The sequence below is a fragment of the Micromonospora sp. NPDC003241 genome, from assembly GCF_053589795.1.
In genome coordinates, this window is the sequence record NZ_JBSFSO010000005.1 from 249,685 (window position 1) to 256,475 (window position 6,791).

At 74.5% G+C, this 6,791-nt stretch carries 4 protein-coding genes and 1 pseudogene; all 5 read right to left on the reverse strand.

The annotated features are described in order from the left end of the window. Window positions 1-17: 17 nt before the first annotated feature. Window positions 18-860 (reverse strand): annotated as a pseudogene (locus tag ACWDVW_RS06745) (DNA primase); the annotation flags it as partial. 383 nt (window positions 861-1,243) lie between these two features. Beyond that, window positions 1,244-3,109: a thiol reductant ABC exporter subunit CydC gene (gene cydC / locus ACWDVW_RS06750; RefSeq protein WP_449945585.1), complete on the reverse strand. Its 1,866-nt coding sequence runs from the start codon at window positions 3,107-3,109 to the stop codon at window positions 1,244-1,246. Further along, on the reverse strand, window positions 3,106-4,776 hold the full coding sequence (gene cydD, locus ACWDVW_RS06755; protein WP_449945587.1) for a thiol reductant ABC exporter subunit CydD: 1,671 nt from the start codon (window positions 4,774-4,776) through the stop codon (window positions 3,106-3,108). The genes cydC and cydD overlap by 4 nt, the downstream gene beginning before the upstream one ends. 127 nt (window positions 4,777-4,903) lie before the next feature. Continuing rightward, window positions 4,904-5,779: a M56 family metallopeptidase gene (locus ACWDVW_RS06760; protein WP_449945605.1), complete on the reverse strand. Its 876-nt coding sequence runs from the start codon at window positions 5,777-5,779 to the stop codon at window positions 4,904-4,906. Window positions 5,780-5,819: 40 nt separating this feature from the next. After that, on the reverse strand, window positions 5,820-6,320 hold the full coding sequence (locus ACWDVW_RS06765) for a BlaI/MecI/CopY family transcriptional regulator (RefSeq protein WP_449945589.1): 501 nt from the start codon (window positions 6,318-6,320) through the stop codon (window positions 5,820-5,822). Between the last annotated feature and the right edge of the window lie 471 nt (window positions 6,321-6,791).

The window sequence follows — 6,791 nt, forward strand, 5'->3', positions numbered from 1 at the left end:
ATGCTCCCTGGTGCGCCTCAGTCGCGCCAGTCCACGACCGCAGAGATCTTTCCGACAATGGTCCGCCAACCCAGACTTGCGGTTTGTGCCCCAATTTTCTTCAGCTTACGTCGACCGAGGAATCCACCGATCCCGCCCTTGACAGAGGCACGCAGCGCCTCGTCCAGGTCGTCGAGGCTGGAACCGCTGGAGAGCATGTCGAGCACGGCGGGCAGGCGCAGCGCGTACGACATGTCGCGAGCGACCTCGCCCGCCTCGATGAGCAGCGTCGCGTCCCACGCGTCGTGGCCGCCCCGGAGGTTCTCCACTACCAGGTCGAGCTCGTACACGTCTTCGTCGAGCGGGGCGATGTCCGCCGGTTCCACCCGTTCGGACAATTCATTCCAGCTGTCCAGCTGGGACAGATCGTTGGGCGCACCGGAACGGACGAAGCTGACCAGGGATTCCGGGGTCTTGAACAGCAGCAGCCGTCCCCGGTGACTCAGGAAGACCGGTACTTCCTCGTCGCCGTCGTCGTCCTCCGCCTTCTCGTCGTCGTCCTCGTCGGCGGTGTCGTCGTCCTTCTTCGAGGCGGTCTTGCCCGAGGCGGTCTTGCCCGAGTCCTCGTCGGTGTCCCGCTTCTCGTCCTCGTCGCTCTCGGCGAACTCACGGGCGACGTCCTCGTCGAGGATGACGACGTCCTCGTCGTCCTCGGTCTCGACGACCTGCCGGCGCGCCAGGAACGGGTCGTCGGCGTCGCGCTCGGCCACGTCGGTGGGGGTCAGGTCACGGGCCGGCCGGTAGGCCCGCAGGGTGAAGCCGGTGCCGGCGGGCAGAGCGACCTCGATCGGGTCGATCCGCAGCTCGTCCCAGAGCGCGCGGGACGCCTGGGCCGACGCGTCGTCCGCCTCCTCGACGTCCGACGACTCGTCGTCGGCCTCCCGCTCGGCGGGGTCCGGCTCGGCGACGGCCTCCGGCTCGGTGGCGTCCGGCTTGGTGGGGCCGGTGGTGTCATCGAGCTCGGGCTCGTCGGCGTCCGGCCGTTGGGGCGACTGGCGGGCCACGGTGACCTCCGTGTGCGTCGGGCTGCCCACTCACCGACTCGATGTCGGTGAGTGACTCTGGGCACATACCCTAGTGGGCTGCTCTGGGTAATCGGTGCCCGCACCCCGATGGCGGCATCGACAACCGGTGCGACGCGCCACCGCCGCCCGCCTGGCCGGTCGGTGCCGGGCGGCCCGGCACCGGCGACGCGTCGCACAGGTCAGGGCCGGTGCCGGCCGGAGAGCGCGAGATAACCGTGCTCGGCAGCCTGCTGCACCACCCACTGGTCGCGGTACCAGCCGTCGGTGTCGACCAGATCCGCGTGCGGTCCCCGCTGGATCACCCGACCGGCGTCGAGCACCAGCACCTCGTCGAGCCCGTCGAGCCCGGTGAGTCGATGCGTGATCAAGAGCACCGAGTGCCCGGCCGGCGTGGCGGCCAGGGTCGAGGCGAGCACCTCGTCGGCGGCGACCGGGTCGAGCCCCTCGGTCGGCTCGTCCAGCACCAGCACCCCGGGTGCGGCGAGCAGCGCGCGGGCCAGCGCCAACCGCTGCCGCTGACCACCGGAGAGCTGCCCGCCCTCCTCGCCGACCACGGTGTCCCAGCCCTCCGGCTGCGCCCGTACCCAATCCGCCAGGCCGGCGGCCTCGGTGGCGGCGGCCAGCGCGTCCTCGTCGGCGTCGGGGCGGCCGAGGAGCAGGTTGTCCCGGACGGTGGCGTGGAAGACGTACGCCTCGGCGAGCAGTCCGCCGACCGCCCTCGGCAGGTCCTCCGGCGGGTACGTCGACACGTCCCGCCCGTCCAGGCTCACCCGACCGGTGTCCGGGCGTACCGCGCCGGTCAGCACGGCGGCGAGGGTGCTCTTGCCGGCCCCGCTCGGGCCCACCACCGCGATCCGGCGGCCCGGCGGCAGGTCGAGGTCGAACCGGTCGAGCGCGGCGGGCACCCCGGCCCGGTAACGGACGGTGACCTCGTCGAACCGGACGCGGGGAACGTCGCCACCGTTCGTAGTCCGCCGACCGGTGGCCTTCCCGGTGGCGTCCGGTCGCGGCGTGGCCGACGCGTCGACCACGCCGGTGTCGCGGCGCGACGGGACCGGTGCGTCGGAGCGGTCGTCGACCGACGTCAGCAGCGGGGCCACCCGGGCGAGTCCGGACCGCAGGCCGGTCCACTGCCGGGCGGCGCCGACCAGCGCGAGGGCGATCTCCACCGCGGCCAGCGTGCCGACCGCCAGCACTCCGATCAGCGCGCCGGACACGTCGGCCCGCAGTGCCACGACCACCACGGCACCGGTGGTCAGCCCGGCCACCAGCACCCCGAGGCCGTCGACGGCGAAGCCGAGCGCGGCGAGCCGCCGCTCCAGCCGGGCGAGTCGACGTGCCCGCCCACCGGCGGCGTCGAGCGCACCGGCGGTGGCGCCGAAGGCGGCCAGGTCGGCCGCGCCGTGGGTCAGGTCGACCGCGTCGGCGGCGAGCGCACCGCGCAGCGGCGCCATCTCGGCGGCGGCCCGCCGGGTCAGCGCGGTGGCCAACAGTGGCAGGCCCACCCCGGCGACCAGCAGGCCGACGGCGAGGGCCAGCGCGGCCGGGGGCGAGACCAGGGCGGTCAGGCCGACGGCCACCAGGCTCACCGTCGCGGCGGCGGCAGCCGGGACGAGTACCCGCAGCAGCAGGTCCTGCACCGCCTCCACGTCGGAGACCAGACGGCTCAGTGCGTCGCCGGTGCGCGGTGGGGCACCCCGTCGGGCGGCGAGGGTGGCGAACACCCGGGCCCGCACGTCGGTGACGAGCCGGAGCACCGCGTCGTGCCCGGCCAGTCGTTCGGTGTAGCGCAGGACACCCCGGCTCACCGCGAGCGCCCGTACCGCGACGATCGCCACGGTGAGTCGGTCCAGTTCCGGCTGACCGGCGGCGGTCATCAACAGCCAGGTGGCGGTGGCCATCAGAGCGAGGGCGGCGAACTCGGTGGCCGCCGCGAGCAGTCCCGCACCGACCAACCGCCGCAGGTACGGCCGGGCCAGCCGGAGTACGGCCGCCTCGGGTGCGGAGCCGACGCGACCGGTCGTGGTGGCCCGGGTGGCGCTCATCGGGCCTCCCCGGCCGTCTGCGGCGTCAGCTCGGTGATGCGGCCGTCCTCGACGCGCAGGATGCGGTCCGCGTCCTCCAGCAGCGCCGGCCGGTGCGCGACCAGCAACGCGGTCCGCCCGGTCACCAGCCGACGGGTGGCCGACAGCACCACCGCCTCGGCGGCGGCGTCCAGGCGCGCGGTCGGTTCGTCGAGCAGCACCACCGGCGCGTCCCGCAGGAAGGCCCGGGCCAGCGCCACCCGCTGCCGCTGACCGCTGGACAGGCCGTGCCCACGTTCGCCGAGCCGGGTGTCCAGCCCGTCGGGCAGGGACTCGACCACCTCGTCCAGCGCCGCGTCGCGCACCGCGCTGTCGACCGCCTCCGGTGCGGCGTCGGAGCTGCCGAGGCGGATGTTGTCGGCCAGCGACGTGGCGAACAGGTGGGCCCGCTGCGGCACCCAGGCCACCTGCCGACGCCACCCGTCGACGTCGGCGTCGGCCAGGTCGACACCGCCGACGGTGACCCGCCCGGAGGTCGGTGCGACGAAACCGAGCAGTAGGCCGAGCAGCGTGCTCTTGCCCGCACCGCTCGGCCCGATGACCGCCACCCGCTCGCCCGGCCGGATGGTCAGGGTGACGTCCCGCAGCGCGGTGGTGCGCTCGTACTCGACGGTCACCGCCTCGAACCGGATCTCGCCGCGCCCGTCCGGCGCCGCACCCGTCCGGTGCGCGGGCGTCGGGGCGGAACCGGAGAGCGTGAGCGCCTCGTCCAGCGCGGTGAGCCCCTCCATGCTGGCGTGGAACCGGCTGCCGGCGGCCCGCAACGGCAGGTACGCCTCCGGGGTGAGCAACAGCACCAGCAGCGCGGTCTGGAGCACCAGCCCGCCGTCGAGCAGGCGGAGACCGACCGGGACCGCGACCAGCGCCACCGACAGGGTGGCCACCAGCTCCAGCACCAGGGCGGAGAGGAAGGCGATGCGCAGGGTCTGCATGGTGGCGACCCGGTGCCCGTCGGCCATCCGCCGCACCGCGTCGGTCTGCGCCCGCGCGCGCCCGAACGCCCGCAGCGTGGGCAGCCCGGCCACCATGTCCAGGAAGTGCCCGCCGAGGCGGGACAGCCGCCGCCACTGCCGTTCGGTGGCGGCCTGGGCCTGCCAGCCGAGCAGCGCTCCGAAAATCGGGATGAGCGGCAGGGTCAACGCGATGATCACCGCCGAACTCCAGTCGGCGAAGAGGACCCGACCGAGCACCGCCACCGGCACCGTGACGCTCAGCACGAGCTGCGGCAGGTAACCTGTGAAGTAGGCGTCGAGCGCGTCCAGCCCACGACCGGCCAGGGTGGCCAACTGTCCGGCCCGCTGACCGGCGACCCAGCCCGGTCCGTGCCGGGCGACCGCGCCCAGCAGGTCGGCCCGCAGCGCCGCCTTCACCGTGGCCGCCGCCCGCGCCGAGACCACGCCCTGCGCCCACACCACCAGCGCGCGAGCCGCGACGGCGACCACCAGACCGGCCAGCGCGACGCGGTCCAGCCGCCCGGTGAACGCGGTCGCCAACAGTGCCGCCAGGGCGGTGGCCTGCGCCACGACCAGCCCGGCGGCGAGCACCCCGAGCAGCGCGAGCAGGGTGAGGTCGCGTCGGGCCGCAGGGACCCGGCGCAGCAGCCGCGGGTCGAAGGGGCGGCGGTTCACCGGTACACCGGTGCCCTACCGTCGGTCCGTCCCCGGAGAATCCGCCAGCACATCGCCTGGCAGCCTAGTAGGGCCGCGACGAGCGCCGACGGGCGCGGAGCCGGTACGCGGGACACCACGTCGGTCGTCAGCTCAGGAACAGCGAGATGGGCAGGGCGGCCACGGTGGTGGCCACGGTCAGCGCGGCGGCACCGATCAGCCGGGCCGGGCGCTCGGCGACCATCAGCCGCTGCACGCGTACGTCCAGGTCCCGGTCGCCCAGACCGAGGGTGCCGGCCGGCGTGATCCGGTTGCCGGCGGCGGCGAACCGCCGCAGCGCACCGGCCAGCGGGGCCTCCGCGTGCAGTTCCCGGGCCTTGTCGTCGGCGCGCATCTCGACCAGCAGCGACACCCGCTCGTGCGCCTCGTGCACCCAGCGCAGCCAGGGCAACGCCCGGCACAGCGCGGTGAACGGCAGCAGCACCAGGTCGTGCCGCTCCTCGGCGTGCGCCCGCTCGTGCGTCAGCACCGCCGCCAACTCGGCCCGGTCGAGCAGACTCAGCGTGCCGGCACTGACCACCACCCGGGGCTTCACCCCCGGCAGGCAGTACGCCGCCGCGCTCGGATGGTCCAGCACCAGCGCCCCCGGCACGGTGGGGTCCCTCCGGGCCACCAGCGCCAGCAGGTCCCGGTGCCGACGCTGCGCGCGTACCGTGCCGTGGATGCTGCGTACCGTCGTGGTCAGCAGCACCGCGCCGATGCCGAGACCGATGCCGACCAGCCCCAGGTGCACCGGGCCGACGCCCACCGGAAGCGTGCTGTGCCACAGGTCGTTCGCGAGCGCCAGCAGCGCGCTGCCGGTGCCCCGGTCATACTCGGCTAGCCCGATCGCGATCGGCAGGCCCATCGCGGACAGCCCGGCGGCCAGGCCGACCGCCTGCCAGCACAGGATCGCGACCCGAGGGGTACGCCACGTCCACGTCGAGCGGCTGAGCACCTGCGCGATCAGCCAGCAGGCCAGCATCGCGGCGGCGAAGTGCACGGTCTGCGCCACGTCGTCGCCCCTACCGCTCCGCGGTCTCGTCGGCCCGACCCGGCCGGGTCGTCCGGTCCCGTCGGGTCGCCTGTTCCGGTGCGGGGGCCTCCACGCGATCGGTCAGCGCCGCGCCGTCACCCGGCGCGTCCGGCGTACCCGAAGCCATCCCGGCCTCGGCGGAGAGCGCGGCCCGCAGCACGTCAGCCTCGGTCCCCGTCACCGACCGGGCGAACCGGACCAGTGCCGCGTCGCGGCTGCCACCCAGGTCCAGGGCGTCGAGCATGATCTGGGCGATGTACGCCTCACGGCTGGCGGCAGCCTGGTACCGCCAGGCCCGGCCTTCCCGCTCGCGCTGCACCATGCCCTTGCCGGCGAGCCGGTCCAGCACCGTCATCACCGTCGTGTAGGCCAACTCGCGCCCGGCCAGCGCATCGGCGACCTCGCGCACCGTCACCCCACCGGACGTGGCGGGAACCGTGTCCCACAGCACGTCCATCACCGCACGCTCAAGATCCCCCAGCCGAGTCACCCCTAAATCCTACCCCCCGTAGTAGACCCCCCAGTGCCCGCACCACCCCACCCCCGCCTCGCCTCAACATCCGCCCACGTCGAGCACCCCTCCCACGCCCACACCCCGCGCCGGCCGCCCGCACCCCGCGCCGGCCGTTCGGCTTACGTGGCTGGCGTCCGGCGTCGGTCGTCCGCGTTCCGCGTCGGCTGTCGGGGCGCGACGCACGAGCGGGCGCGACGTGCGTCAGGCATGCGTCAGGCGTGGCCCAGTCGTGCGCCAGACGTGCGCGAGAACACCCGCCACTCGCCCCGCTGACCCATCACTCAGCGGAAGGCGGCACCCGAAAGCCGCCACCGACCCTCGGACCGCGTCCCCGAGAGGTTTCCGGGGGGAGCCCACCCGCGCAGGGATCAAGCCTGACCGCCCGGAGCGGGTGGGCTGCCCCCCGAAACCCCCCCAGAACTGCAGAGGACAACTCATAACTCCACA

Bases quoted from the DNA above. Each gene is read 5' to 3' on its own strand.
- cydC (WP_449945585.1), bottom strand. From the start codon at position 3,109: ATGAGCGCCACCCGGGCCACCACGACCGGTCGCGTCGGCTCCGCACCC.
- ACWDVW_RS06760 (WP_449945605.1), bottom strand. From the start codon at position 5,779: ATGCTGGCCTGCTGGCTGATCGCGCAGGTGCTCAGCCGCTCGACGTGG.